Genomic DNA, 26,258 nt, shown 5'->3' on the forward strand with positions numbered 1-26,258 from the left:
CTTTTTTCTCCTGCTCTGATTACTCATAACTCTAAATATTTATCATACAACACTTTCCTGTTTTTGAAAAGTCATCTTCCTATTTCTTCAAATACTTTTTCACATAATATCCGGTGTAAGATTCCGGTACTTCCGCGATTTCCTCCGGGGTACCGCAGGCAACCATGGTTCCGCCGCCATCTCCGCCTTCCGGTCCCATATCAATGATATAGTCAGCGGTCTTAATCACATCCAGATTATGTTCAATGACGATGACCGTATTGCCGCCCTCTGCCAGGCGCTGAAGAATCTCTGTCAGCTTATGCACATCTGCAAAATGAAGTCCGGTAGTTGGCTCATCCAGGATATAGACAGTCCTTCCCGTACTTCTGCGAGACAGCTCCGTTGCCAGCTTGATACGCTGTGCCTCGCCGCCAGACAGGGTCGTAGATGGCTGTCCCAGCTTGATATAGGAAAGTCCTACATCATAGAGGGCCTGAATCTTTCTGCGTACAAAGGGCACATTTTCAAAAAATGTCAGTGCCTCCTCCACCGTCATTTCCAGCACGTCATAGATGCTCTTTCCTTTATATTTTACTTCCAGTGTCTCCCGATTATACCGTTTTCCCTGACAAACCTCACAGGGAACATACACATCCGGCAGGAAATGCATCTCGATCTTCAAGATACCGTCACCGGAGCAGGCCTCACAGCGTCCGCCTTTGACGTTAAAGCTGAAGCGTCCTTTTTTATAACCTTTTGCTTTGGCGTCGGAGGTTGCCGCAAACAGATCACGGATCATATCGAACACGCCTGTGTAGGTAGCCGGATTGGAACGGGGGGTTCTTCCAATCGGAGACTGGTCGATGCAGATCACCTTATCCAGCTGCTCCATTCCTTCGATGCATTTATGTTTGCCCGGAATGGTTCTTGCCCTGTTCAGCTGCTTTGCCAGGCTTTTATACAGAATCTCATTGACCAAAGAACTCTTTCCTGATCCCGATACCCCTGTCACACAGGTAAGCACTCCCAGTGGAAATTTCACATCGATATTTTTCAGGTTATTTTCCTGGGCACCTTTCACCGTCATCCAGCCGGTGGGTGTCCGTCTTGTCTCCGGTACCGGAATCTTCATGCGGCCGCTTAAGTAGGCTCCCGTAATGGAATTAGGATTCTCCATCAGTTCCTTTGCCGTACCGGTGGCCACCACCTGTCCACCGTGCTCTCCGGCTCCCGGACCGATATCCACAATATAATCCGCCGCCAGCATGGTATCCTCATCATGTTCCACCACGATCACAGAATTGCCCAGATCACGCAGTTTACATAAGGTTGCCAGCAATTTATCGTTGTCCCTCTGATGAAGTCCGATACTTGGTTCATCCAGAATATAGGCCACACCTACCAGTCCGGAACCGATCTGGGTTGCCAGACGGATACGCTGTGCCTCGCCGCCGGACAGGGTTCCCGTTGCACGGGTCAGGGACAGATAGTCGAGTCCCACATCCATCAGGAAACGGATTCTCGCTTTAATCTCTTTTAAAATCTGATCGCCAATCAGAAGCTGCTGCTTTGTCAGCGTCATCTGCCCCAGGAATGAGTGAAGATCACGAACGGACTGATTTGTCATATCATATATATTCTTATCGCAAATGGTCACTGCCAGAGAAGTAGCTTTCAGTCGCTGTCCATGGCAGGCACGGCACGGGGTAATCCGCATGAAAGATTCGTATTCCTGTTTCATCGTATCGGAACCAGTCTCCCGGTAACGGCGCTCACTGTTCTTAATAAGGCCTTCAAAGGCTACCGGATAGATACCTTCCCCACGCTGTCCTTTGTAATGCACCATCACTTCCATGCCATCGGTGCCATGGATCAGCATATGGCGAACATTTTCCGGTAAATCCTGATACGGTGTATTCAGATCAAAGCTATAAGCTTCAGAAAGTGCTCTTAAGATCGCATAGGTGAAGCTGGACGGATCCGTACAGGACTGCCATCCCATCACCTGAATCGCACCCTCTGCGATGGACAGAGATTTGTCTGGAATCATCAGATCCTCGTCAAACTCCATCTTATAGCCAAGTCCGGAACACTCCGGGCAGGCACCGAAGGGATTATTAAAGGAAAAGCTTCTCGGTTCCACTTCCTCGATGCTGATGCCGCAGTCCGGGCAGGCATAACTGGAGCTGAAGGTCATGATCTCACCATCAATCACTTCCACCACCAGAAGTCCGTCGGATAATCCAAGGACCGTTTCAATCGAGTCTGTCAGACGCTTCTCGATACCCGGCTTCACCACCAGACGGTCTACCACAATCTCGATCAGATGCTTATTATTCTTCTCCAGCTTAATCTCCTCGGACAGATCATAGAGATGGCCGTCGATCTTCACCCGGACAAAACCGCTCTTTCTGGCTTTCTCCAGTACCTTTACATGTTCGCCCTTCCGTCCCTTTACCACCGGTGCCAGCAGCTGAATCTTCGTCCGCTCCGGCAATGTCATAATCTGATCCACCATCTGGTCTACGCTCTGCTTTTTAATTTCCCTGCCGCATTTGGGACAGTGGGGAATCCCGATTCTCGCATAGAGCAAGCGGAAATAGTCATAAATCTCTGTTACCGTACCCACAGTGGATCTGGGATTCCGGTTGGTGGATTTCTGATCGATGGAAATAGCCGGGGACAGGCCTTCTATGCTCTCCACATCAGGCTTTTCCATCTGGCCCAAAAACTGTCTTGCATAGGAAGATAAGGACTCCATATAGCGTCTCTGTCCCTCTGCATAGATTGTATCAAATGCCAGGGAACTTTTTCCTGATCCGGAAAGTCCGGTGAGCACTACCAGCTCATTTCTCGGAATCTCCAGACTGATATTTTTCAGATTGTGCTCATTGGCACCTCTGATCTTAATAAATTTTCTTCTTTCTTCTGCCATCTTCTATGAAATCTCCTGTAACTGCTTCTTCAGTCCGATCATCTGATCACGCAGCATTGCCGCCGTCTCGAAATCCAGCTCCGCTGCCGCCTTCTTCATTTTCTTCTGTACTTCTCCAATGAGCTTTTCCAGTTCTTTTGCGCTCATAGACTCCGGATCTTTCTCAAACTGCAGATCTTTCTGAGCCACTTCTTTGGAAATACTGATCAAATCCCTCACAGCCTTTTTGATGGTCTGCGGGGTGATTCCATGCTCCTCATTGTATGCTTTCTGGATCTCACGTCTTCGCTCTGTCTCTTCAATGGCCAGACGCATGGAATCCGTCATATTGTCCGCATACATGATGACATGGCCTTCGCTGTTTCGCGCAGCACGGCCAATGGTCTGAATGAGGGATGTCTCGGATCTCAGGAATCCTTCCTTATCCGCATCCAGAATTGCCACCAGCGTAATCTCCGGAATATCCAGTCCCTCTCGCAGCAGGTTGATACCCACCAGTACGTCGAATACATCCAGACGCATATCCCGGATAATCTCTGTCCGCTCCAGCGTATCCACATCGGAATGCAGGTAACGGACCCGGATACCCAGTTCCTTCATATAGTTGGTCAGATCTTCCGCCATACGCTTGGTCAGGGTGGTGATCAGTACCTTATGGTGGGCTGCCACTTCTTTATTAATCTCACCGATCAGGTCATCGATCTGCCCTTCCACCGGACGCACCACTACCTCAGGATCCAAAAGTCCGGTAGGACGGATAATCTGCTCCGCTCTTAGAAGCTCGTGTTCTGCTTCATAGTCCCCCGGTGTCGCCGATACAAACAACAGCTGATTGATCTTGCTTTCAAACTCCTCAAAGTTTAATGGCCGGTTATCCTTTGCCGATGGAAGACGGAACCCATAATCCACCAACGTGGTTTTTCTGCTCTGATCGCCGAAGAACATGCCCCGGATCTGGGGTACGGTCTTATGGGACTCATCGATAATAATCAGGGAATCATCCGGGAAATAATCCATCAGCGTATGGGGAGGCTGCCCCGGCTTTAATCCTGCCAGATGTCTCGAATAGTTTTCGATTCCTGAGCAAAATCCCGTTTCTTTGAGCATCTCGATATCAAAATTCGTCCGTTCCTCAATGCGCTGGGCTTCCAGAAGCTTGTCTTCTCCTTTAAAATAGCGCACCCGCTCTTCCAGTTCCTGCTCAATCGCCGCTGTTGCCTTCTTAATCTGCTCAGCAGGTACTACATAGTGAGAAGCCGGGAAAATAGCCACATGCTCCAGCTCTCCCTTGATCTCTCCTGTGAGCACGTCGATCTGGGTAATCCGGTCGATCTCATCTCCGAAAAATTCCACCCGCACAGCGGTATCGGATTCATTGGCCGGAATAATCTCCACCACATCTCCGCGCACCCGGAAGGTACCTCGTTTAAAATCCATCTCGTTCCGGTCATACTGGATGTCGATGAGCTGCCGGATGACCTCGTCCCGGTCCTTCTCCATACCCGGACGCAGAGAGACCATCATTTTCTCAAAATTCTCCGGCTCACCCAGACCATAGATACAGGACACACTGGAGACGATAATCACGTCCCGCCGCTCAATGAGGGCCGCCGTTGCCGACAGGCGCAGCTTATCAATCTCGTCATTGACCGCAGAATCTTTGGCAATATAAGTATCACTGGAGGGCACATAAGCCTCTGGCTGGTAATAGTCATAATAGGAAACAAAATATTCCACTGCATTCTCCGGAAAGAATTCCTTCATCTCCCCGTAAAGCTGTGCGGCCAGCGTTTTATTATGGGCAATGATCAGCGTCGGCTTATTAAGCTGCTGAATCACATTGGCCATGGTAAAGGTCTTGCCGGATCCGGTAACACCAAGAAGTGTCTCGAACTGGTTGCCTTCTTTAAAACCTTCCACCAGCTCTTTGATTGCCTGGGGCTGGTCTCCGGTTGGTTGATATTCAGATACTAACTTAAAATGATCCATGATTTCTCCTGATTGTTATCACTTCGTTCTTAGTATGTTACCAAATCAGTATATCATTCTCGTCTCAAAAAGTACAGTAAAATCGAATGTCTGTTCTGTGCTTGTCCCCTTTCTGCAATGCCTGTATAATAGAGATATTGTAAATCACTCAAAAAGGAGACATCCTGATGATGGATTTTTCAGGCCTGTTTGAAATGCAGGGTACGTTATTTCTGATCATGCTGCTGGGCATGTTCCTCCGAAAGAAAAGAATCATCAATGACGGCGGCAAAACCATGTTAAGCAACCTGGTCATCGATGTGACACTGCCCGCCAGCATCATCAAATCCTTTGAAATTGAATTTAATAAAGAAATTCTGATCAGCTGCATGGCCATCTGTATTGCCGCTTTTCTGATTCAGGCAGGCACGGCAGCTTTGAGTTCCTTCCTGTATCCTGGATTTCAGGGCAATCGCAAAAAGGTGTTAAAATACTGTACCATCTGTTCCAATGCAGGAATTCTTGGAAACCCTATTGCAGAAGGCATATTTGGCAGCCTTGGACTTCTCTATGCTGCCATCTACTGCATTCCTCAGCGAATTTTCATGTGGACGGTCGGCCTTACCTATTTTACGGAAGCACCTGACAAAAAGACGCTGTTGAAAAAGATTACTACACACCCCTGTATTCTGGCTGTGGTTATCGGACTATTCCTGATGATTTTTCAGATCACGCCGCCAGAACCTCTGAATTCCACCATCCGGACTATCGGCAATTCCAACACTTTTTTGGCGATGATTCTGGTCGGAACGATTCTGGCTGATGTACGGTTAAAAGATCTGGTTTCCAAAGATACCTGTTATTATTCCCTGATCCGGCTCTTTGTCATTCCTCTTCTGGTCCTCATTGGATGCCGGATCGGTCATGCAGAGTCTCTGGTGACTGGTGTCTGTGTCGTACTTTCCGGAATGCCGGCTGCCAGCACCGCTGCCGTCATGGCCGCCAAATACCAGACAGATGAAATATTTGCAACCAAATGCGTAGTATTTTCTACATTGTTGTCCATGATCACCGTTCCTCTCTGGTGCCTGTTTCTTGGATAAATAGCCGGAAAGCTCATGTGATCTATAAAAATGCAAAAGGAGTTTCATGATATGGAAAAAGAAGAACCTGTAAAAAAGAAAAAGCGCAGAAAGAAAAAACGCAAAAAAGACATGGGAAGCTTTTTCTTCAACCTGACCCAACTGACTATGCTCTGCATCTTCATCGGTGTCTGTTTTGTGATTTTCCAAACCGGATATATTCAGAAGATCTTTCAGCTTCATCAGGAAGCCCAACAGATTATGAAGACCTCCACGGCCGCCGATTTTCAGACCGACCAACAGGGAGAAGTCTATGATAAGGACGGCACCCTCATTGCCCTTCTGAAAAATGACCGCAACCTGATTTATCTTACTTCAGATGAAATTCCGGACACGGTAAAAGAGGCATTTGTCAGTATTGAGGACAAACGGTTCTACAAGCACCATGGATTCGATCCGCTGGCAATCATCCGCGCGGCGAAATCCATCATCTCCAACGAGAGCATTACCCAGGGCGGAAGTACCATCACCCAGCAGCTGGCCCGGAATATTTACCTGACCCATACGGTCCGCTGGGAACGTAAAGTGGAAGAGATCTTCATCGCCATGGCGCTGGAAAAAAAATATTCTAAAGAGGAATTGTTGGAATTCTACATCAACAATATTTATTTTTCCAACGGCTATTATGGGATTCAAGCGGCAAGCCAGGGATATTTTAACAAAGATGCTTCGGACTTAAGCCTGTCACAGGCTGCATTTCTCTGTGCCATTCCCAACAGTCCAAGCCTCTATGACCCGCTGACTCACAAGGAAAACACGATAAAACGGCGGGACCTGATTCTGGAAAATATGTTAAAGGACGGCATCATCTCTGACAATGACTATACCCAGGCTGTCAGTGAAGAGATCACTCTGGATAATTCTTCTCCCCAGTTTACCCGTACCTGGGCTCACACCTACATCTATGAATGCGCCACCAGAGCGCTGATGCAGGCCACTGGAGAAGATTATGACACCTGCCACGAAAAGCTCTATACCGGCGGTTACCGGGTCTATACCTCTATTGACATGAATGCACAGAAACTGCTGCAGAGCACGATAGACACGGAGCTGGAAGCCTACAATACCATGAACAGTAACGGGACCTACGCCCTGCAGGCATCCGCTGTAACGATTGACAATGAAACCGGACTGGTTACTGCCATCGTAGGCGGGCGGTCCCAGGATGATATTTCCCAGGATTACAACCGGGCCTATCTAAGTTTCCGGCAGCCCGGAAGTTCCATCAAGCCACTGATTGTCTATACTCCCGCCCTGGAACGCGGCTATTCTGCTTCCAGTACGGTTATCGATTCCAAAGAGGTGGACGGACCGTCCAACTCGGGCAACCGGTATGCCGGTGCCATCTCTCTGCGCACGGCTGTGGAGCAGTCCAAGAACACAGTTGCTTACAAGCTGTTCAAAGAGCTCACTCCGGAAGTCGGGCTTTCCTATCTGCTGGATATGAATTTCTCTTCCATTAAAGATACGGATTATACACCGGCTGCTGCCCTGGGTGGACTGACTACCGGAGCCAGCTCCCTGGAAATGACCGCAGCCTATGCCACTCTGGAAAATGAAGGTGTCTACCGGCAGCCCACCTGCATCACCATGATCACCGACATGGACGGCAATATCGTCGTTATGCCGGAACAGGAAGAAAAACAGATCTATCAGTCATCCGCAGCTCATGAGATGACCAATATTCTGGAAGGGGTTCTGACACGCGGTACCGCCCACGGAAATGCCATTCCCGGCATGCCCTGTGCAGGAAAGACCGGCACCACCAACGATAATCTGGACGGATGGTTTGTCGGTTATACTGGATATTATACCACCGGTGTCTGGGTCGGATTTGACTCTCCCAGAAGCGCCAAGGCTCTTTCCGGAGCTTCCTATCCGCTGGCGATCTGGAACACTTATATGACCGAACTTCATCAGGGACTGACCTCCAAAGCCCTGAATGATTAAGCGGATTCCAAACATACAAAAATCCCCGGCATAGGGCTGATCCAATATTCAGCTTCCCATACCGGGGATCTTTTTATATCCTTTTATTCTCCTGCGCCTGCGGAACCTGCTGTTCCGTCACCAGCTGCCGGGTCCGCTGCAGCCGCTGCATTCGGGTCTGCTGCCGGATCCGTCACTGCATTGGGATCAGTCGGCGTTACTGCACCTGCCGCTGCCCCCGCCTGCTCATAAAGGCTCGGCACATAGACGCCTCCTGAATGAACCGTGCAGGTCGCTGCCTGCAGGTTTGCACTGATTCCATAGGCAGTATCCAGTGTCACCGCCTCCGACACACCATCCTGCATCGCCGGGAGCAATACCTTGGACTGTACAATCTGGTTCGGGCACATGCTGGTTGCTAAAAGTCCTGTATCTGCACAGATGTTAACCAGTACATGTTTATCACAGGTCTCTGTAGGCTGTGTACCCTCTGCAAAATATTCATTCACTACAATACCGGAACGACCGTCACTGTCGCAGACACCCGGAATTGCCAGCTTACCGGATTTTGTACAGATGGTTGCTTGCACAATACCGGAAGGTTTTGTAAAATCTTTATTCTCCAGTCCCTGATGAACCCGGCTCATAACCTTGGACCAGAGCTTTTTATGAAAGCTTGTCTCACCGGCCTTACTGCTCAGCTCATGCTTGTATCCGTTGTTATCATATCCTACCCAGATACCTGCCGTATAATACGGAGACATGCCGACAAACCATACGTCACGGTTCTCGGAAGTGGTACCGGATTTACCGGCAGTGGTCATGTTGCTGATCTTCGCCGCACTGGACGTTCCGCCTGCACCGGTGACTACATCTTTCATACAATCAATAAGAAGCCATGCATTCTGTTCGGAAATAACCTGGGTCGGTTCTGATACGGTATTATCCAGAATTACATTTCCATCATTATCTACAACTTTACTGTACATCTTCGGACTATTATAAGCTCCGCCGTTGGCAATTCCCGCATAAGCTGCCGTCAATTCCAGATTGGAAACACCATTCGTCAATCCGCCCAGTGCCAGTGCCTGACCATAGTCGGAGTTGGCACCTTCCAGCTGCAGGCTGGTAAACCCAAACCGCAGAAGATAATCAATGGCAACGGTCGGAGTTACATCCGTGATCGTCTTGACTGCCACAATGTTCATGGAACGGGCAATTGCTTCTCTTAATGTGGTCCATCCACGGTACTGGTTTTTCTTATCCCAGTTATTTACCAGTCTGCCGACTTTCCCTCCTTCTGTATAAGCAAAGGGACCATCATACTGAACGGTTCCCGGACCATATCCTAGTTCCTCAAAGGCCGGTGCATAAGCTGCTACGATCTTAAATGTGGAACCTGGATTTCGCAGAGCATCTGTTACACGATTCAGAGTCTTGTTCGCTGTTTTCTCTCCGCGGCCGCCGATCATTGCCACCACGTCTCCCGTGGACTGATCCATAATCACCATGGAAGCCTGGGGCTGGATAATCATGGAGGTTTTCTCATATACAGTATCATCATCGGAAATATTCAGCGTTGCCACATAACCGTCAATGGCTGCCTGGGCCTCTTCTTCAGAATTATACAGTGGTTCATATGAGGAAGTCTGTTCTTTATAATACTTGAACATCATTTCCTGGCTGTAGTTGGTGGTCTCTCCATCTGGGGTTACCACACTCATAGCCCATTCGATGGCCACTTTAGAATTTGCCGGGAAATTTTCCGCATTGGAAAATTCTTCATCCAAAGCTGTCTGTATGTCCGGATTCTGGGTCGTGTAAATCTTCAGACCACTGCTGTACAGTGCGTTAAAGGCCTGAGTCTCGGAATATCCTGCCTTCTCCACCAGATCCTTCTGCACCTGATTGATGGCTGCATCTACAAAATAGGAATATACAGAATTAGCAGACTGCGACTCTTCATTGTGTTCGCTGATTCTTGCATACACATCATCTGCAAGAGCACTCTCATACTGACTCTGACTAATACATCCCTGATCCAGCATATTTTGAAGCACCAAAGCACGGCGTTCCTTGTTCTTATCCGGATGTTTGATAGGATTGTATTCTGTCGGACTCTTGGTAATGGCTGCCAGAACCGCCGCCTCAGAGATATCCAGTTCACTGACACTCTTTCCAAAATACCGGTTTGCTGCTGCCTGAACACCCAGGGTATTCTGTCCCAGATTAATGGTATTCAGATAACTCTCCAGAATCTCATCCTTACTCATGATGTCTTCCAGCTTGACGGCCAGATACTGTTCCTGCAGCTTTCGTTCGATCTTATCCAGCATGGTATCCTCTGACATAAAGTCGAACACGTTATTTTTCAGCAGCTGCTGGGTAATGGTACTGGCACCCTGGGTTTTCTTAAACCCGCTGGTGACAAATTTGACCCCTGCACGGACAATTCCCTGCAGGTCAATGCCGTTGTGCTCATAGAAACGTTCATCCTCAATGGCAATAAACGCCTCCTGCACCTGTTTCGGGATATTTTCCAGTTTCACATAAGTACGGTTGGTTCCTTCCGCAACCAACTCCGCCGTCTTGTTGCCATCCGCATCATATACCGTAGATTTATATCCTCTCGGCAATACACTGGCACTGGTAATGTCCGGAGCATTTTCAATGACTCCCTTGACAATTCCAATTCCGCCGCACACGCCGGCAACTCCTAATGCTATACACAGCACTAACAGCGTCTTCAGAAAGACAACGCTCAGCTTTTTGCCCATCTTACGCTTCTTGGACTTGAGCGCTTTCTGCTTTCTGGAGGTGCTTTTTTTACTGTAATTCATTGGTCATCCTCCTTTATTCTGTCTATTATAGCAAAGTTGACCGTTCAAATAAAGGGGAATCTTATTCGCTTAATACTTCCATGGCTTTCTGAAGCTGATTATCCTCTTCGCTTTCCGTATCCCTCTCCAGAATAATGTTTGGTGTAATGCCTACCCCATGGATATTATTTCCAGCCGGAGTGTAATATCTGGACACGGTAATCTTAATCGCAGAACCATCACTTAACGGGAACAAACTCTGTACAATTCCTTTTCCAAAGGTCTGGGTTCCAATCAAGGTTCCTACACCATAATCTTTGATGGCACCTGCAAAAATCTCTGACGCACTGGCACTGTTTCCATTGACCAGGACTGCCATCTTTCCATCAAAATAATGTTCTGCATCGGAATATTCTTCCTGACGTTCACCGTTTTTATCTTCCGTATAGACAATCAGGCCTTCCGGAAGCAGCTGATCCAGAATATTACAGGTCACATCCACCAGTCCGCCTCCGTTATTTCTCAGATCAATGGTCAGATTTTTCATGCCCTGGGTTTTCAGGTCGTCCAGTGCTGCAATAAACTGTTCATCGGTTACATCATCGAATTCGCTAATGGCGATATACCCGATATTTTCATCCAACATCTTATATTCTACGGTGGGGACTTCAATACTCCTGCGGGTCAGGGTAAAGTCCAGCACTTCCGTATCCCGCATCATGCTGATCTCTACATCCGTCCCTTCTTCACCTTTCAGATCCGTTACTACCAAGCTTAAGTCCTGTCCAGTTACCTCTTCACCTTTTACCTTATAGAGAATATCATCTGGCTGAATACCTGCTTCTGCTGCCGGAGAACCATCAAATACTTTTACAACGGTAATGATTCCCGTATTATAATCCTGGCTTAACATGGCACCGATTCCGCTGTAGCTTCCATTGGAGCTTTCCATAAAGCTTGCGTATTCATCCGGCGTGTAATAGGTCGTATATACGTCTCCCAGACCAGCCATCATTCCTTTATAAATTCCGCTCTCCTCGTCTTCCTTCGCATAGTCAAACAGGAAATAACGGTCTATATAGCTCTGAAGTTCCTGCATTTTACTGCTGACTTCTGACTGGTCGGATCCCGATGCCAGTCCGTTTAAGCCGGCCAGACCAAGTCTTCCCAGCATCCAGGCCGCTCCACAGCCACAAACTGTGATTCCCAGCACGCATACCAGAATTCCGCATACCAGGCCTTTTCTGAAGGAATGATTCTTCTGTTTCTCTTCCATGCGCGTCTCTCCTTTTTTCTTCCTTCTATTCTATGAAGCCCCTCTAGTTCACATAACCAGAGGGGTTCACATAACTTCCATTTACAATTACTCCAAAGTGAAGATGAGGACCAGTGGAAAATCCGGTAGATCCCACCGCCGCAATGGTATCTCCCGCAGAAACAGCTGCACCTTCCGCTACATACAATGCAGACGCATGCATATATACGGTTGATACTCCGTTACCATGGGAAATAACCACATAGTTTCCTGCTGAACTGCTGTAGGCTGCCGTGGTCACACGTCCTGATGCCGCTGCCACAATAGCCGAACCGCTGGCTGCACCGATATCAATTCCCTTATGATAGGTCGATGCACCAGGAACCGGGGCAGAGCGGCTTCCAAATCCACTGGTGATCCGGTGGCTGGCAGGACAGGGCCAACGGAATCCAGAACTTCCTCCATCCCCATCATCCTTCGCTGCTTTGGCCGCAGCTGCTGCCGCAATCTGATTTTCTACCTGCGCCAGCAATTTTTCCTGTTCATCCAGCTGTTTTTCATATTCATCCTGCTTTCCGGAAGCAGAAGCAATCTGGCTCTGATAATCTGCAATTTCTCTGGTTTTGGCCGCCATAGCCGTATTTACTGCTTTTTTCTGTTCCTCCACCTGAGACAGCATATTCTTCAGCTCCTGTCTGGCCGTCTCCAGATTCACTTTTTCTTCTTCCAGGTCTTTTTTCTGCTGTTCCACCGCATCGCGGGCTTCTTTTAACTCCTGCATCATGTCCCGGTCATACCGAAACATCTCTGTTGCATATTCTGCCCGGTTCACCATATCGGAAAAACTCTCTGATTCCAGCAGAATCTCCAGCCATGACTGATTGGCATTCTCATACATGTACTGAATCCTCTTTTTCATCAGATCATACTGCTCCTCCATATCGCTTTCCGCAGCTGCCAGTTCTTCCTTTTTTTGTTCAATTTCTTCTTTTTTATCGCCTATTTTCGCTTCCTGGGTACTGACCTGCTCCTGAAGCGTCCTGATCTTTGCCGACAGGGTGTTTACTTCCTGATCCAGTTTATTGATATAGGTCTGAAGATCACTTTTACTGTTCTTCAGATCCTTAATCTGGTCTTCCACGGTACTGATATCCGACTTAATGGATTTAATCTGATCCAGGGCATTCTGACGCTTCTGCTCCAGCTCCCCTGTATCCGTATCCTCCGACTTCTCCTCTTCCTGTTCCTCCTCGGAATCACCCGGATTCGCCTGAACGGGCTGTCCTTTACAGAACATCATTCCCGGCAGAAAACACAACAGAGCAAGCACCAGAAATCCCTTTACCAGGCGCTGCTTCATTTTTTCTCTCCTCTATACCCGAAGATGACGACGACTGGTTACAATACTTCCGAAGAATCCAATTCCCACTCCAAGAAGCATACCTACCGGGAGCAGTGTACTAAACAGCTCATTGACCGGAAGAAACTTCATGACACTGGTCAACATATTAAATTCTCCAGCAACATACAATATCACTTTATGATACAGGTAATACAAAACCACCAGCGGAAGCGCTGCCCCCACCAGACCGATGATCACACCTTCAATCAGGAACGGCGCTTCGATAAAGATATTCTTTGCGCCAATCAGACGCATGATTGCAATCTCCTCTTTCCGGACGGCAATACCGGTTGCAACCGTATTACTGATCAGGAAAACAGATACCGCCAGCAAAAGACCAATCACTGCAATGGATACATAGCTGACCAGACGGTTAAAACCGGAAAGCATGTCGGCCACCTGATCAGAGCGATTCACCTTCCGCACACCATCAATGGACTCTATGTATGTTACCAGACTATCCTGAAGAGAAATATCCTTCATATAAATCTCCAGATTGGCGCTGTTAGCCAGAGGATTGTCATTGACAAAGGCATCAGCCATGGATTCATCTCCCTGGAAATAGGTTTTCTGATAGCTCTTCCATGCCTCATCTGCCGACACATAAACCACTTCGGAAACCCCTTCCCTTTTCGTCAGGTCTTTTCCGATCTCCATAATCTGGTCTTCCGTGGTGCCCTCATCAAAAAGAACCGTAATTGCTACACCTTCCTCTGCCGACTTTACAAAATACTGAAAATTCTGCACAATGCAGAAGAAAATACCAAACATAAAAATACATGCGGACATGGTAGCCATGGACGCAAGGGAGAAGAGCTTATTTCTCCATATATTTTTAAAACCCTGTTTTATGCAATATCCTATTGTACTGAATCTCATCCGATATACCCGCTTTCTTTCTCGTCTCCTGTAATAATACCTTTCTGCATACGGATAACACGTTTCTTCATGGTATTTACGATATCCTGATCATGAGTAACTACCAGCACGGTTGTTCCACGGGCATTGATCTCTTCCAGAAGTTTCATAATCTCCATGGAAGTCTTCGGATCCAGATTACCGGTCGGCTCGTCTGCCAGCAGAATATCCGGACTGTTAACCAGCGCCCTTGCCAGCGCCACTCGCTGCTGCTCTCCACCGGAAAGCTGTCTCGGAAATGATTTATACTTTTCTGCCAGGCCTACCAGGGACAGCATGGCCGGTACATTTTTTTTAATCTCTTTGGTAGGGGTTACAATCACCCTCTGGGCGAATGCCACATTTTCATAAACATTCCGGTCTTTCAGCAGGCGGAAATCCTGGAAAACACATCCGATTTTTCTGCGGTATTTGGGGATGTTCCGTTTTTTCATACGGTTCAGAAGAACACCGTTTACCCGAATGGTTCCTTCCGTCGGCTCCAGTTCCTTTAAAAGCAGTTTAATCAGCGTGGATTTACCGGAGCCGCTGTCTCCTACCACAAATACAAACTCGCCTCTCTCAATATGCAGACTGATCCCGTTGATAGCGCCTACTCCATTGGGATAAGACTTTACAACATTTTCCAGTGTAATCATTGAAAATCTCCTAACATTCTAGTAATCCAGAGTCTCCATATATTTCATATACTTCACTACCATCAGTGCAATCTTGAAGGTAATGGCGTCTTCGAAGACACGGATATCAAGGCCTGTGGATTTCTGCAGCTTGTCCAGACGGTATACCAGCGTATTCCTGTGGATATACAGCTGTCTGGAAGTCTCAGATACATTCAGGCTGTTCTCGAAAAATTTATTAATGGTGGTCAGAGTTTCCTCATCAAAATCATCCGGTGACCGTCCATCAAAAATCTCCCGGATAAACATCTTACAAAGGGGAATGGGAAGCTGATAAATCAGACGACCGATTCCAAGGGAACTATAGGCAATCACATCCCGGTCATCGAAGAAGATCTTCCCCACATCCAATGCCATTCTCGCCTCTTTGTAGGAACGGGACACTTCCTTGATCTCACCAACAATGGTACCAAGTGCCACATGCACCTCTTCTCCGTCCACGCAGGCTGCTTCCTTCATGATCTTTGCCGCCGTGTACATCTCGTCATAGCCTTCACCAGGGGATAGTTCCTTGACCACGATGACGTTTTTCTCATCTACTGCGGTAATAAAGTCCTTGGACTTGGAGCCGCACTGATTCCGTACATTATCCAGGGCTGTGTTCACGCGTTCCCGGCTGCTCTCAATAATAAATACCACGCGGCGCACTTCTGTTGCAATATGGAGCTTCTTGGCACGGTTGTAAATATCTACCAGAAGCAGGTTGTCCAGCAGAAGGTTCTTGATGAAATTATCCTTGTCAAACCGCTCTTTATAAGCAGTCAGCAGACTTCCCAACTGGAAAGCAGCCAGCTTTCCTACCATATAAACGTCATCGTTGGATCCCTTTGCCAGCAGAATATACTCCAACTGATTGTCGTCAAATACCTTAAAAAACTGATAACCATGCACTACCTGGCTGTCCGCCGGTGAAGTGATAAATGCCGTCACTTCTGCTCCCAGGCCTTCCGGCTGTTTTTCCGTGGATGCCAGAACCTGTCCTTCCATGTCCATTACGCAAAGATCTACCCTAGTAATCCCCTTTAGTCCGTCAATCGTATTTTGAAGAATCTGGTTTGAAATCATAATACTCTCTCTCCTTTACAAAAATACATTTGTGCAAACTCCCATAAAAAAGTACCGGCAAAATTCCCAACTTATTTTGCAGATACTAAATACCTACGATATATACTAATGCAAAATGACGTAAAAAGGAAGAGGGAATTTGTTTTTTTTTATGCATAGCGTCCTCTTTTTCTCCTTTTTTTCCATTTTCGGATATTAGACATTGTTCACAAAAGCAGGCCATGCATAAAGATGCCCTTTTCCTCATAAAGTATAACAAGAATTGTTGACACAGGAGGCCTGCATGAGCACTCGAACCAGAATCTGGGTCTTTCATATGAAGGAGCTTATCTACACGGCAGTCTTCATTGTCCTTGGTGTTCTCTTTTTACTGCTGTTCATTTTCATGTTCATGCCCAGTGGGGAGACACCCCTTGCGGAAGCGGACTCTCATCAGTACACAGCCGGCATCTATACCGCTTCCATGACTCTGGAAGGCAATCCGGTGGAAATTGCCGTCACAGTCGACGAAGATTACATCTCCTCTATCCGTTTCCGCCAGCTGGACGAAGCCGTTTCTGCCATGTATCCGCTGATGGAGCCGGCACTGGAATCTCTTTCTGCACAGATCTGCGAAAAGCAGTCACTGGATCAGCTCTCCTATTCGGAAGATAGTCAGTATACCTCGCTCATGCTGATGAGTGCCATCCGGACTGCATTAACAAAGGCAGAGAACTAAGCTCTCTGCCTTTGAAGTAGTTCTTACTCTTTTTTTCCAAGTACAATCAATACCGATCCGATAAAAATAAAGAAGTCTGCCAAATTAAATACCAGATGGTTCAGCCATTTCCAGGGACTGTGAAACCGGATATAATCCACCACATATCCCTTCCGGCACCTTTCATAAAGATTTGACAGAGCTCCCCCCGTAAGGATTGCCCACCCGGTCCGCTCCACATTTCCCGCAGGCTTTATGAGGGACCGTGCAAACGCACCGATACATCCCAGAGTTATGATGCCGCTGACTTTAATGATCGACCCCATATGTCCCACGGCCTTGCCGCCAGCCATCCCATGATTGTGGAGACGCTTGATTCCCACAACACCGCCCGGAATAAGATGCTCCTCTTCCTGCTCCGGAAGCTGTTCTATTTCCTGCTTTACTGCCAGATCAATCTGAAACAATGCCAGTGCCAGCTGCACGAAAAGAAATCTCATGAATTTCATTTATCCCCTCATTTCTACCGACGGGACACCCCGCATGGTGATGAGCGGGCCTCCCTTATGTTCAATATAATCTCCGGTAATGGTTACCTGACCAATATTATCATCTTTCGGAATCTCATACATAATATCCAGCATAAATTCTTCAATGATTGCCCGCAGTGCTCTGGCTCCGGTATCTTTTTCCATGGCCTTTCTGGCAATGGCGGCCAGCGCATCATCCGTAAAATCAAGCTTTACCTCGTCAAGTGCCAGAAGCTTCTGATACTGTTTGAGGATTGCATTCTTCGGCTCCCGCAGAATTCTCACCATCATGCTTTCGCTCAGAGCATCCAAAGTAAAGATCACCGGAAGTCTTCCCAGAAACTCCGGAATCATACCGAAATTCCGAAGATCCTCCACCGTCACTTTACGGATCAGATTCTTATCATTATCATATTTATCCTTCAAATCCGCCCGGAAACCGATGGAGGACTGTTTGTTCAGACGTTCTTTAATAATTTCCTCCAGATCCGGGAACGCACCGCCGCAGATAAACAGAATGTTCTTCGTATTAACGGTCTCCAGCGGAACCATGGCATTCTTACTGTTAGCGCCTACCGGCACTTCTACATCCGCTCCTTCCAGCAGTTTCAACAGCCCCTGCTGTACGGATTCTCCGCTCACGTCCCTCTGGTTGGTATTTCTCTTTTTGGCAATTTTATCGATCTCATCAATAAAAACGATACCTCTCTCTGCTTTCTCCACATCATTGTCCGCTGCTGCCAGCAGTTTGGATAAAACACTCTCGATATCATCACCGATATATCCGGCTTCTGTCAGAGATGTAGCATCTGCAATGGCCAGCGGTACATCCAGAAGCTTTGCCAGCGTTTTGACCAGATAAGTCTTCCCGCTTCCGGTTGGTCCGATCATCAGCATATTGGATTTTTCAATTTCAATACCGTCTGCATCGGAGCCGGCTGCCACTCTCTTATAATGGTTATAAACTGCCACGGAGATTACTTTTTTAGCCTTCTCCTGACCTACCACATACTCGTCCAAGCTGGCCTTGATCTTATGTGGTGCCGGAATGGAACGGATATCCATTGCTTTTTGCGCCTCTGTCTTCTGCTCCGGTGCTTTTTTCTTCACTTTCTGACGCTTCGGAATCATGTTCTGCAGATCTGACAAATTAACCATGCTGATATTCGGCATACGCGAAAAATCCATCTTACTGTAGTCAATATTTCCATTGTTCATCATATCCATCGTCCGCTGCATACATTCTGCGCAGATATGGATCTCCGGTGTCAGGTGAATCATTTTTCCTGCCTTGCTGGAGGGCCGGTGGCAGACAAAGCACACATCATCATACTCTTCTTCCTGATGCTCTTCTTTTGCGGTCTCCATCACCTGATCCTGTTCTACTTCTGTATCTTTATTAAATTCTTTATCCTGCTCCATATAAATCCTCTTTCTCTATCCATTGCTATGGTTTCAATTATATCGGCTTGCCCATGGAAGAGCAAGTAAACTTTTCATAAAACTGCCGGATTCAAAAAGGGCCTGCCGCAATGCGGCAGACCCTGATTTCTTATGTTTTAACGGTTATTTATTTGCTGCTGTCATCCTGACTCTGCTTCTGACTCTGTGCATTTGCCTCATCTGCAGTGCTGAGCGTTACATTCAACGTCTGCTCCGTATATGCAGAACCGCTCATTCTCTGAACTACTACCTCGATGGTCTCCCCTGCGGAATAATAACTCATAAGATCTTTCAGCTGAGCATATCCGGTAATGGTGGTTCCGTCTACTTTGGTAATAATATCTCCGTCCTGCATACCTGCATTGGCAGCTCCCAGTCCGTCCATGACTTTCCTTACATAGACACCAACTGGCATATTATAGTTCTTGGATACTTCATCTGTTACATCTACGCAGTTGGATACACCTAAATACCCCTGCGCCCCATCTTCTACCTTATCTCTGGTCGTCTTGTTCATCAGATCACCGATAATAGATTCCACATCGGAAATCGGGATGGCGTAACCCATACCTTCTACATCCTCAGAAATAAATTTCACAGAGTTGATACCAATCAGTTCGCCTTTGCTGTTCAGAAGAGCTCCTCCACTGTTGCCCGGATTGATGGCTGCATCCGTCTGAATCAGTTTGTTGGTAATGTCCTGTCCATCAGACTGAACGGTTACTTCACGATTCAGGGCACTGACAATACCAGAGGTTACGGAAAGGCCATAACCATAGGCATTACCAATGGCAACGACCGGCTCTCCGACTTTCATTGCAGAAGAATCACCAACAGTAGCAGTCTTAATGCTGCTCATGGTCTCTTGCGGAATATCACTTAACTGGACAGCAATCACTGCCAGATCTTTGTTGGCATCAGTTCCTTTGATCTTTGCAGAAATAACATTGTCTTCATCCGCATCCTGTCCGTCGGAGTTAAAGTAAACGCTCAGCTCCTTGGCACCGGATACTACATGGTTGTTAGTCACAATCAGAAGCTCCGTATCGTTCTGTCCAATGATAATACCGGAACCACTGGACTGGCTCTCCTGCTCATAGTTTCCAAAGATGGTTCTAAACTCCTGCGTACCCACATTAGTAATGGATACTACAGACGGCATACAGTTTTCCACGATGGAAGACACATCATACACATCAGAGGAAGCAGAAGCGGTACTCGTAGCCGGAACTGTCGTATTTGCTTTATTCAGGCTGACCTTGGTATTGACAGAATCGCCAAGGGCTTTGTTTCCTACATAATTCACACCCATGAAAGCTGCGCTGGAAACGCTTCCGAATACCAGTGCCAGCACCAGGCATTTTGCAACGGTTCTTCCGAAGCCGCCTGCTTTTCTTTCCCGTTTCTTCTTCGGTGCTTTCTGATTCATGGCCTCAGAAGAATCATAATGGGTGTAAGCACTTCCGGTATCGTAATAGTTGTCTTCCTTCTGTTCAGTCGTCTGCTCCGTGGTATTTTCCGCGGTATCGTTGTTTCTCATTTCATCATCATACATATCTATCGCTCCTTTCCATCTCTTACAATGGATTCGTTTTCTCTTTTCTTTATGAGCATACTATAGCAGGCAATTGTGATGGAAGTGTGATAAAACCTTTAAAAAAGTTTGTTTTTCCGGTTCCCGCAAAAAAGGATTGAGGAATGCATCGACTTTATGCTATGATAATATAGATCGAAAACTTTCCCGGTTTTCGTGAATTTGCAGAAGAAAGGAGACACGATATGGGATATAACGATAAATGGGAGCTTTTTTCAGAAAAATATAAAAATTTATGTACGGGGCACGATGTCATACCTGACAGTCTGTTCAAAGAATACGGCGTCAACCGGGGGCTCCGTGACATTAACGGAAACGGTGTTCTGACCGGTCTCACCAACATTTCACGAATTGATTCCTTCCGTATGGAGAATGGCCAAAAAGAGCCCTGCGATGGAAAACTCTGGTATCGTGGTTACAATGTCACCGATCTGGTACAGCATATTCCAAAGGATTCCTTTGGATTTGAAAAAATAGCCTATCTGCTGCTCTTTGGCGAACTGCCATCTGCAGAGGAAGCAAAAGATTTTTCCGAACTTCTGGCTGCCGGACGGGAACTTCCCACCAACTTTACGAGAGATGTCATTATGAAGGCTTCCAGTAAAGATATTATGAACTCCATGACCCGGAGTATTCTGACCCTTGCCTCCTACGATGACAATCTGAATTCCACGGAAATCTCCAATGTCATCCTGCAGTGTCTGAATCTGATCAGTGTATTTCCCATGCTGGCTGTCTATGGTTATCACGCATACAATCATTATGACAGAAACGAAAGCATGTATATTCACCGTCCGGACCCGAATCTTTCCACTGCGGAAAATCTGCTCATGATGCTTCGTCCGGATAAAAAGTATACTTTTCTGGAGGCAAAAGTACTGGATGTCGCCCTGATCCTTCATATGGAACACGGCGGAGGTAATAACTCCACCTTCACCACCCGTGTAGTTACCTCTTCCGGATCTGATACTTATTCTGCCATTGCGGCAGCCATGTCTTCTTTGAAAGGTCCCAAACACGGCGGCGCCAATATCAAAGTCATGGAGATGATGGATGATATCCGGAGTCATGTCCGTGACTATTCCGACAAAGAAGAAATCAGCCAATATTTAAGCAAGATTCTGGCTGGCGAGGCATTTGACAACAAAGGTCTGATCTACGGTATGGGGCATGCAGTTTATTCTCTGTCCGACCCAAGAGAACGGGTATTCAAAGGTTTTGTGGAACAGCTGGCGAAAGCCAAGCACCGGGAAGAGGATATGCTTCTCTACAACAATATCGAGACCCTGGCTCCCGAACTAATTGCAGAAAAAAGAAAGATCTACAAAGGCGTCAGTCCCAATGTAGACTTCTACAGCGGATTTGTCTATGACATGCTGGATATTCCGGTAGAGCTTTACACACCGATCTTCGCCATCGCAAGAATCGTCGGCTGGAGCGCTCACCGGTTGGAAGAGATCGTTGGCATGAACAAGATTATCCGTCCTGCTTATAAGAGTGTGATGGCAGAACGGGAGCTGCCGCGGGATATTTTATAACTATTTGTACAACAAAAATCCGGATGCGGAAAATTCCGCTCCGGATTTTATGATTGCTTTTATTTAAGCACCAGCTCACTCCATCTGCTGTCTCTTACCAGTGCGATATAGGTCTTACCTGTGTTCAGGGTGATCTCAGTACCATCTTCCTCGTAGAACTTGGTCGGGGACATGTCATGACCTTTGGACCAGGTCACCGGAATTGCTTTTCCTCCGGTGATATAGTAGCCCTCTCCCGTGGAATTCAGAATGTTAAACTGCATGTAACCGTTGCTGTCATACTGGGTTACCGGCGCACACTGCAGAATGACATTGGTGAATGCCATCTGCTTGTTATCATCCAGCGGATCTACATGTTTCATTCCATACTCAGAATAAAGATATGTATTGCTTGCTGCATCATAATCAAGCTGGGATCCGTTGTGATCAAAGGGCAGATCTACCAGGGTGCAGTCCTTGGAGTCTGCTGCTTCAGACAGATCTACCGGATTGGATTCACTTGCAAACAGCCAGTGATTTCCCTGAGCGTAATCATTGTATTCAGTAGAGTATCCTGCTGCCTTCATACGTTTTTCAACCTCACCGGTGGTTACGTACTCGGTAAACTCTCTCGGCTTTCCATTCTTGATACGTGCAAATCCGCCGCTTAAGTGCTCTACCCACGGATTCTTCAGATATGCGTCAATATAGAAAGGACCTCCGTCATGAATCACAACTGCATTGTACTCCGGTGCAATCATAAAGTTCGTCGGACGTACACTTCGGATGCTTCCTACCTGTTTGATGCTGCCCCAGTCTTTAAAAAGAGCCATAAAACGGGTAATCTCGCCATTTGCGGTACTGTTCATCATCTCATAAACAATATCAGCATCGTTCAGTCCGTAATGGGGAAGAGCGGTCTTCTCATTATCTACCATAATGGCAACCGGACGCTGGTTCTGAAGGCTCTCATCAATCCATTCATTGGTCAGCTCACTGCGGTACATTCCCTCACGTGTCTCTTCCTCTACAGGTGCTTCTTCTGTGTCCTCCTCCGATGCTTCTGCTGAATTCTCTCCCTCTGAAACATCAGTAACGGTCGGCGCTGCTGTATCATCAGAGCTTTCACCGCATCCGGTCAGCATGGAATATGCCAGTACTGCGGACAGGAAAAGAAGTAATGTTTTTTTCTTCATGCAACTAAATCCTTTCTCCTTATATTCGAAAATAGGTGCCTGGAAATTCTCTTTCCGGCACCTATACAGTATACACTATTTTGCTTCGTTTTGAAAGCATCTTAACAGATATTTAAGAAAACTGAAGATATTGTTATTATTGCGCTGTATCTGTCTCAGCAGAAGTATCCGCTGCTTCACTGCCCTCGCTGGGTGCCCCCTTCTCCTGCTCGGAAGACCGTTCCGTGCCTGCCAGATGATAGCAGATGACCGGTGTCCCTTTCTGCACATAACCATACATTTCCTGTGCTTTTGCGGGCGGCATATTGATACAGCCGTGGGAGCCTTTTGTCTTGTAAATGGTTCCGCCAAAGTCGGATCTCCAGCTGGCATCATGCATACCAATATTCCTGTTGAACGGCATCCAATAAGAAACCGGCGTTTCATAATTCTCGCCCTTCAGAGTTGCGTCACGCTGTTTATATGTAATGCTGTACACACCAGCCGGTGTATCATAACCTTTTGCTGAATTACCGGATACAAAATCTGATTCCATCATGAGCTGGCCATCCTGATAGAAGAACAGGTGTTGTGCAGTCAGATTAATCTCTACATAGGTATTGCCATAATCCGGTGTACCATAAGAAGCTGCTGTCTGATAGTAAACCGGCGTCCGCTCTCCGCTCTCGCCATTTTCAATCATTTCTTCCAGTTCTTTGGCTTCCTGGTCATAATTCATCCACCAGCCGTAATCTCCGCCGTCAATGGTAATCTCTTTTCCATAGCTGGTCATAAAGGTTCTGGAACGGAAAATCGTATCATATTTTTTTCGAAGCGCGGCTACATAATTTTCCACCTGGGAAGTATCCAGTTTTACTTCAAACCCATCCACATGCAGCCAGGAACTGACCGTTGCTCCGTCCAGTACTTCCTTCTGCTCTCCGAAGGTGTAGGTAATTGTAAGATCCGCATACTTCTGCATTTTTTGAAGAGTTGCCTGAAGCTTCTCATTGTCCGCAGTTACCTGCGGTTCCTCATAGCAGCCTTCTTCATCCAGATTAATCTTCTCATGCAGGCTTTCTACCGCTGCCCGGATTGCCTCTATGGTCTGCTCCTTTTTCAGCTGATTTCCCTGGGTCTCCGGTACAATGGAAAATCCGGTTCCTTCCACATAATCGCTGATGTAGGCATCCGTCGGCGCTGCCGCAAAATCCGTATCAAAGCCTTTCAGATTTTCAATCGCCTTTGTAAGGGCTGCCTGATCATACGTAATCACATCCTGCAGTTCATACTCCTGATCCTGACGCAGAAACCACTCCCACACATTCTGGTTTTTCAGGATCTGCTCCAGGGGTTCCGTCGACGAATAAGAAAGTCCGATGGTGCTTCCCTGAATATCCTCATCCAGAGTGCCCCCATCACTCTTTCTTTCTGTAATCTGCAGCATATAATCCTGTATCTGATGGCTTAACTCCTCAATGGTCATTCCTGATACATCGACCCGGTCAATGACCGTTCCATTTACAAAATGATTCTGATAGTAAATTACCCCGCCGGCATAAACAAATGCAAGACATAATATCACGATGCCGAATACAACCGGCAGTACAGGAAATTTCTTTTTTGCCTGCTTCTTTCCTCCCATAATACCTTCCATCCTTTCTCTCGGCCTGTTGTCTCTTGTCGTATCAGTATATTCCAACTCTGTTCAAAAAACAATCCCGAAATAGAAGGAAAAGAAAGGATATTACTGCTTTTTAAACCAGACCGGATCCACTTCCGGCTCCAGCTTCAGAGAAAATCCATCCAGCTTTCCTGTCAGCTCCTCATAGTGATAAGTCATGGGCATGGTAATAAAAATCGTATCTTCTTTTACCCCGCGCACCCGAAAAGTATCATAATGAAAATGTTCCATAGGAAGCAGCCAGTCTTTAAAGTGGAGATACAGGCCATTCTTCGCCAGCTCCACCCCCAGTTCCCCATAGGCAGGATTTTCATACACCCCTGCGTATTCTTCCGGCTTATGGGACAGCTCTGTGTGTTCCACCAGCTCTCCCGGCATCAGATCCACTTTCCAGTCATAGTGAGTACCGCCGAAAACGCCGTCATAAGCATGGAGCCGCTCTGCCCAGTCGATCTCCGGCAAATTCAGCAGATGATCGATAATCGTATATGCTATCGTACTGAGAAATGGTGAACATGGTTTATGCCGGTTTGCCAGCAGAATAATTCCGACCTTCTTTCCAGGAATCATGGCCTGCATGGTACAGTAGCCTTCAATCTCCCCTGTATGGAAAACGAAGGGCATTCCCCGGTAAATAAAGCTCTTCCATGCCATACCGTACATACCGCTCTCCGGGATTTCCTCACACTTCCACGGAAAAAGGTTCATGGGCACAGCACCTTTATGCATCTCATACATGACCTGCTCAGAAAAAAGCCGCCTGCCTTCATAGATTCCCATATCCAGATGAAGCTTCAGCCATTTCAGCATCTCATGGGCGCAGGTATTGACCGCTGCTGCCGGAGCTCCGACACCCATCTCCCAAGGCGGCATCTCTAACAGTTTCTTCCCCCGTTCCCGTTCAAAATATCCGGTGGCATAATCCGGATCCTGCCGCATCTCCTTTACGGTCAGACAGCTTCGTTCCATGCCTAACGGTTTGAAAATCCGTTCTTCCACCAGTTCCTCCCAGGTCTTTTGGGTCACCCGCTCTGCGATGCATCCCAACAGATTATAAATTACATTGCTGTACTGGGTCGTACTCCGGAAAGGTTTATTCGGCTGCAGATAACGAAGCCTGTGCATGTATTCTTCCCGGCTTACGCCTTTTAACGGCCACATGCCGTCATGACCCGCCAGTCCGGTTCTGTGATACAGCATATCACGAATCGTCGCTTCTTTTGTGGCCACCGGATCCATCAGGGCAAAATCCGGAATATATTCACTTACCGGCTGGTCATAATCAAGAATTCCTTCATCTACCAGAGAAGCCAGCACCGCCGAGGTAAAAGACTTGGAACAGGAGGCAATGCCCTGCAATGTATAGGGTGTCATGGGCTCTTTCGTCTCCAGATTCCGGTAACCATATCCTTTTTCCAGCAGAATGTTCCCATCTTTTATAACTCCTACTGCCAGTCCGGGGATATTCCAGTATTCCATTTCACATTTTACAAATGCATCATTCAGTATCTCTTTCATCGTGTCAT

18 protein-coding genes are annotated in these 26,258 nt (G+C 47.1%); 4 read left to right on the top strand and 14 right to left on the bottom strand.

Annotated elements, in window-relative coordinates; translation table 11 throughout:
- Positions 1-79: 79 nt before the first annotated feature.
- Both uvrA and uvrB read right to left on the bottom strand, forming a co-directional pair.
- Positions 80-2,917, bottom strand: a complete 2,838-nt coding sequence (gene uvrA / locus ACZMB2_RS04455) for an excinuclease ABC subunit UvrA (protein WP_487595707.1) — start codon at positions 2,915-2,917, stop codon at positions 80-82.
- A gap of 3 nt (positions 2,918-2,920) precedes the next feature.
- Positions 2,921-4,906: an excinuclease ABC subunit UvrB gene (gene uvrB / locus ACZMB2_RS04460; protein ID WP_308459368.1), complete on the bottom strand. Its 1,986-nt coding sequence runs from the start codon at positions 4,904-4,906 to the stop codon at positions 2,921-2,923.
- A gap of 167 nt (positions 4,907-5,073) precedes the next feature.
- On the opposite strand from uvrB, the gene ACZMB2_RS04465 reads away from it, so the two are divergent.
- Complete coding sequence (locus ACZMB2_RS04465; RefSeq protein ID WP_487595708.1) at positions 5,074-5,988, top strand: AEC family transporter; 915 nt, start codon at positions 5,074-5,076, stop codon at positions 5,986-5,988.
- Positions 5,989-6,039: 51 nt separating this feature from the next.
- Positions 6,040-7,977, top strand: coding sequence for a transglycosylase domain-containing protein (locus tag ACZMB2_RS04470; RefSeq protein WP_487595709.1), 1,938 nt, complete (start codon positions 6,040-6,042; stop codon positions 7,975-7,977).
- Positions 7,978-8,060: 83 nt separating this feature from the next.
- Here ACZMB2_RS04470 and ACZMB2_RS04475 read toward each other — a convergent pair whose 3' ends face one another.
- From ACZMB2_RS04475 to ACZMB2_RS04500, 6 genes are all read right to left on the bottom strand, one after another.
- A complete protein-coding gene (locus ACZMB2_RS04475) occupies positions 8,061-10,796 on the bottom strand; it encodes a transglycosylase domain-containing protein (protein WP_487595710.1) in 2,736 nt (911 codons plus the stop codon).
- Between the two features lie 61 nt (positions 10,797-10,857).
- Entirely contained in the window at positions 10,858-12,051 is a 1,194-nt protein-coding gene (locus tag ACZMB2_RS04480; RefSeq protein WP_487595711.1) for a S41 family peptidase, read from the bottom strand.
- 43 nt (positions 12,052-12,094) lie between these two features.
- On the bottom strand, positions 12,095-13,390 hold the full coding sequence (locus ACZMB2_RS04485) for a murein hydrolase activator EnvC family protein (RefSeq protein WP_487595712.1): 1,296 nt from the start codon (positions 13,388-13,390) through the stop codon (positions 12,095-12,097).
- Between the two features lie 12 nt (positions 13,391-13,402).
- The gene (ftsX, locus tag ACZMB2_RS04490; RefSeq protein ID WP_487595713.1) at positions 13,403-14,311 is read right to left on the bottom strand and encodes a permease-like cell division protein FtsX; all 909 of its coding nucleotides are present in this window, start codon (positions 14,309-14,311) and stop codon (positions 13,403-13,405) included.
- Positions 14,308-14,988, bottom strand: a complete 681-nt coding sequence (gene ftsE, locus ACZMB2_RS04495) for a cell division ATP-binding protein FtsE (RefSeq protein ID WP_487595714.1) — start codon at positions 14,986-14,988, stop codon at positions 14,308-14,310. Before ftsE ends, ftsX begins: the two co-directional genes overlap by 4 nt.
- 18 nt (positions 14,989-15,006) lie before the next feature.
- Positions 15,007-16,092 carry a PucR family transcriptional regulator gene (locus tag ACZMB2_RS04500; RefSeq protein WP_487595715.1) on the bottom strand — a complete coding sequence of 362 codons (1,086 nt, stop codon included), beginning with the start codon at positions 16,090-16,092 and terminating at the stop codon, positions 15,007-15,009.
- Positions 16,093-16,375: 283 nt separating this feature from the next.
- Here ACZMB2_RS04500 and ACZMB2_RS04505 point away from each other — a divergent pair, with 283 nt between their 5' ends.
- Complete coding sequence (locus tag ACZMB2_RS04505; protein ID WP_487595716.1) at positions 16,376-16,810, top strand: hypothetical protein; 435 nt, start codon at positions 16,376-16,378, stop codon at positions 16,808-16,810.
- Positions 16,811-16,833: 23 nt separating this feature from the next.
- Here the strand turns inward: ACZMB2_RS04505 and ACZMB2_RS04510 are convergent, their stop codons facing one another.
- From ACZMB2_RS04510 to ACZMB2_RS04520, 3 genes are all read right to left on the bottom strand, one after another.
- Positions 16,834-17,298, bottom strand: a complete 465-nt coding sequence (locus ACZMB2_RS04510; RefSeq protein WP_487595717.1) for a signal peptidase II — start codon at positions 17,296-17,298, stop codon at positions 16,834-16,836.
- Positions 17,299-18,687 carry an ATP-dependent Clp protease ATP-binding subunit ClpX gene (clpX, locus tag ACZMB2_RS04515; protein ID WP_487595770.1) on the bottom strand — a complete coding sequence of 463 codons (1,389 nt, stop codon included), beginning with the start codon at positions 18,685-18,687 and terminating at the stop codon, positions 17,299-17,301. It abuts the gene before it with no gap.
- Between the two features lie 202 nt (positions 18,688-18,889).
- The gene (locus tag ACZMB2_RS04520; RefSeq protein WP_487595718.1) at positions 18,890-20,317 is read right to left on the bottom strand and encodes a S1C family serine protease; all 1,428 of its coding nucleotides are present in this window, start codon (positions 20,315-20,317) and stop codon (positions 18,890-18,892) included.
- A gap of 224 nt (positions 20,318-20,541) precedes the next feature.
- On the opposite strand from ACZMB2_RS04520, the gene ACZMB2_RS04525 reads away from it, so the two are divergent.
- Complete coding sequence (locus ACZMB2_RS04525) at positions 20,542-21,894, top strand: citrate/2-methylcitrate synthase (RefSeq protein WP_487595719.1); 1,353 nt, start codon at positions 20,542-20,544, stop codon at positions 21,892-21,894.
- Positions 21,895-21,953: 59 nt separating this feature from the next.
- Here the strand turns inward: ACZMB2_RS04525 and ACZMB2_RS04530 are convergent, their stop codons facing one another.
- From ACZMB2_RS04530 to ACZMB2_RS04540, 3 genes are all read right to left on the bottom strand, one after another.
- Complete coding sequence (locus ACZMB2_RS04530; RefSeq protein ID WP_487595720.1) at positions 21,954-23,069, bottom strand: DUF3048 domain-containing protein; 1,116 nt, start codon at positions 23,067-23,069, stop codon at positions 21,954-21,956.
- 136 nt (positions 23,070-23,205) lie between these two features.
- Entirely contained in the window at positions 23,206-24,693 is a 1,488-nt protein-coding gene (locus ACZMB2_RS04535; RefSeq protein ID WP_487595721.1) for a L,D-transpeptidase family protein, read from the bottom strand.
- A gap of 102 nt (positions 24,694-24,795) precedes the next feature.
- Positions 24,796-26,250: a serine hydrolase gene (locus ACZMB2_RS04540; protein WP_487595722.1), complete on the bottom strand. Its 1,455-nt coding sequence runs from the start codon at positions 26,248-26,250 to the stop codon at positions 24,796-24,798.
- Between the last annotated feature and the right edge of the window lie 8 nt (positions 26,251-26,258).

The organism is Hominiventricola sp., assembly GCF_057604405.1.

What these genes read in the sequence shown, in the direction of transcription:
- ACZMB2_RS04480 (WP_487595711.1), bottom strand. Translation starts at nt 12,051, where the DNA reads ATGGAAGAGAAACAGAAGAATCATTCCTTCAGAAAAGGCCTGGTATGC.
- ACZMB2_RS04525 (WP_487595719.1), top strand. Translation starts at nt 20,542, where the DNA reads ATGGGATATAACGATAAATGGGAGCTTTTTTCAGAAAAATATAAAAAT.
- ACZMB2_RS04465 (WP_487595708.1), top strand. Translation starts at nt 5,074, where the DNA reads ATGATGGATTTTTCAGGCCTGTTTGAAATGCAGGGTACGTTATTTCTG.
- clpX (WP_487595770.1), bottom strand. Translation starts at nt 18,687, where the DNA reads ATGGAGACCGCAAAAGAAGAGCATCAGGAAGAAGAGTATGATGATGTG.
- ACZMB2_RS04530 (WP_487595720.1), bottom strand. Translation starts at nt 23,069, where the DNA reads ATGAAGAAAAAAACATTACTTCTTTTCCTGTCCGCAGTACTGGCATAT.
- ACZMB2_RS04505 (WP_487595716.1), top strand. Translation starts at nt 16,376, where the DNA reads ATGAGCACTCGAACCAGAATCTGGGTCTTTCATATGAAGGAGCTTATC.
- ACZMB2_RS04535 (WP_487595721.1), bottom strand. Translation starts at nt 24,693, where the DNA reads ATGGGAGGAAAGAAGCAGGCAAAAAAGAAATTTCCTGTACTGCCGGTT.
- ACZMB2_RS04520 (WP_487595718.1), bottom strand. Translation starts at nt 20,317, where the DNA reads ATGTATGATGATGAAATGAGAAACAACGATACCGCGGAAAATACCACG.
- ACZMB2_RS04540 (WP_487595722.1), bottom strand. Translation starts at nt 26,250, where the DNA reads ATGAAAGAGATACTGAATGATGCATTTGTAAAATGTGAAATGGAATAC.
- ACZMB2_RS04510 (WP_487595717.1), bottom strand. Translation starts at nt 17,298, where the DNA reads ATGAAATTCATGAGATTTCTTTTCGTGCAGCTGGCACTGGCATTGTTT.
- uvrB (WP_308459368.1), bottom strand. Translation starts at nt 4,906, where the DNA reads ATGGATCATTTTAAGTTAGTATCTGAATATCAACCAACCGGAGACCAG.
- ftsX (WP_487595713.1), bottom strand. Translation starts at nt 14,311, where the DNA reads ATGAGATTCAGTACAATAGGATATTGCATAAAACAGGGTTTTAAAAAT.
- ACZMB2_RS04485 (WP_487595712.1), bottom strand. Translation starts at nt 13,390, where the DNA reads ATGAAGCAGCGCCTGGTAAAGGGATTTCTGGTGCTTGCTCTGTTGTGT.
- ACZMB2_RS04500 (WP_487595715.1), bottom strand. Translation starts at nt 16,092, where the DNA reads ATGATTTCAAACCAGATTCTTCAAAATACGATTGACGGACTAAAGGGG.
- ftsE (WP_487595714.1), bottom strand. Translation starts at nt 14,988, where the DNA reads ATGATTACACTGGAAAATGTTGTAAAGTCTTATCCCAATGGAGTAGGC.
- ACZMB2_RS04470 (WP_487595709.1), top strand. Translation starts at nt 6,040, where the DNA reads ATGGAAAAAGAAGAACCTGTAAAAAAGAAAAAGCGCAGAAAGAAAAAA.
- uvrA (WP_487595707.1), bottom strand. Translation starts at nt 2,917, where the DNA reads ATGGCAGAAGAAAGAAGAAAATTTATTAAGATCAGAGGTGCCAATGAG.
- ACZMB2_RS04475 (WP_487595710.1), bottom strand. Translation starts at nt 10,796, where the DNA reads ATGAATTACAGTAAAAAAAGCACCTCCAGAAAGCAGAAAGCGCTCAAG.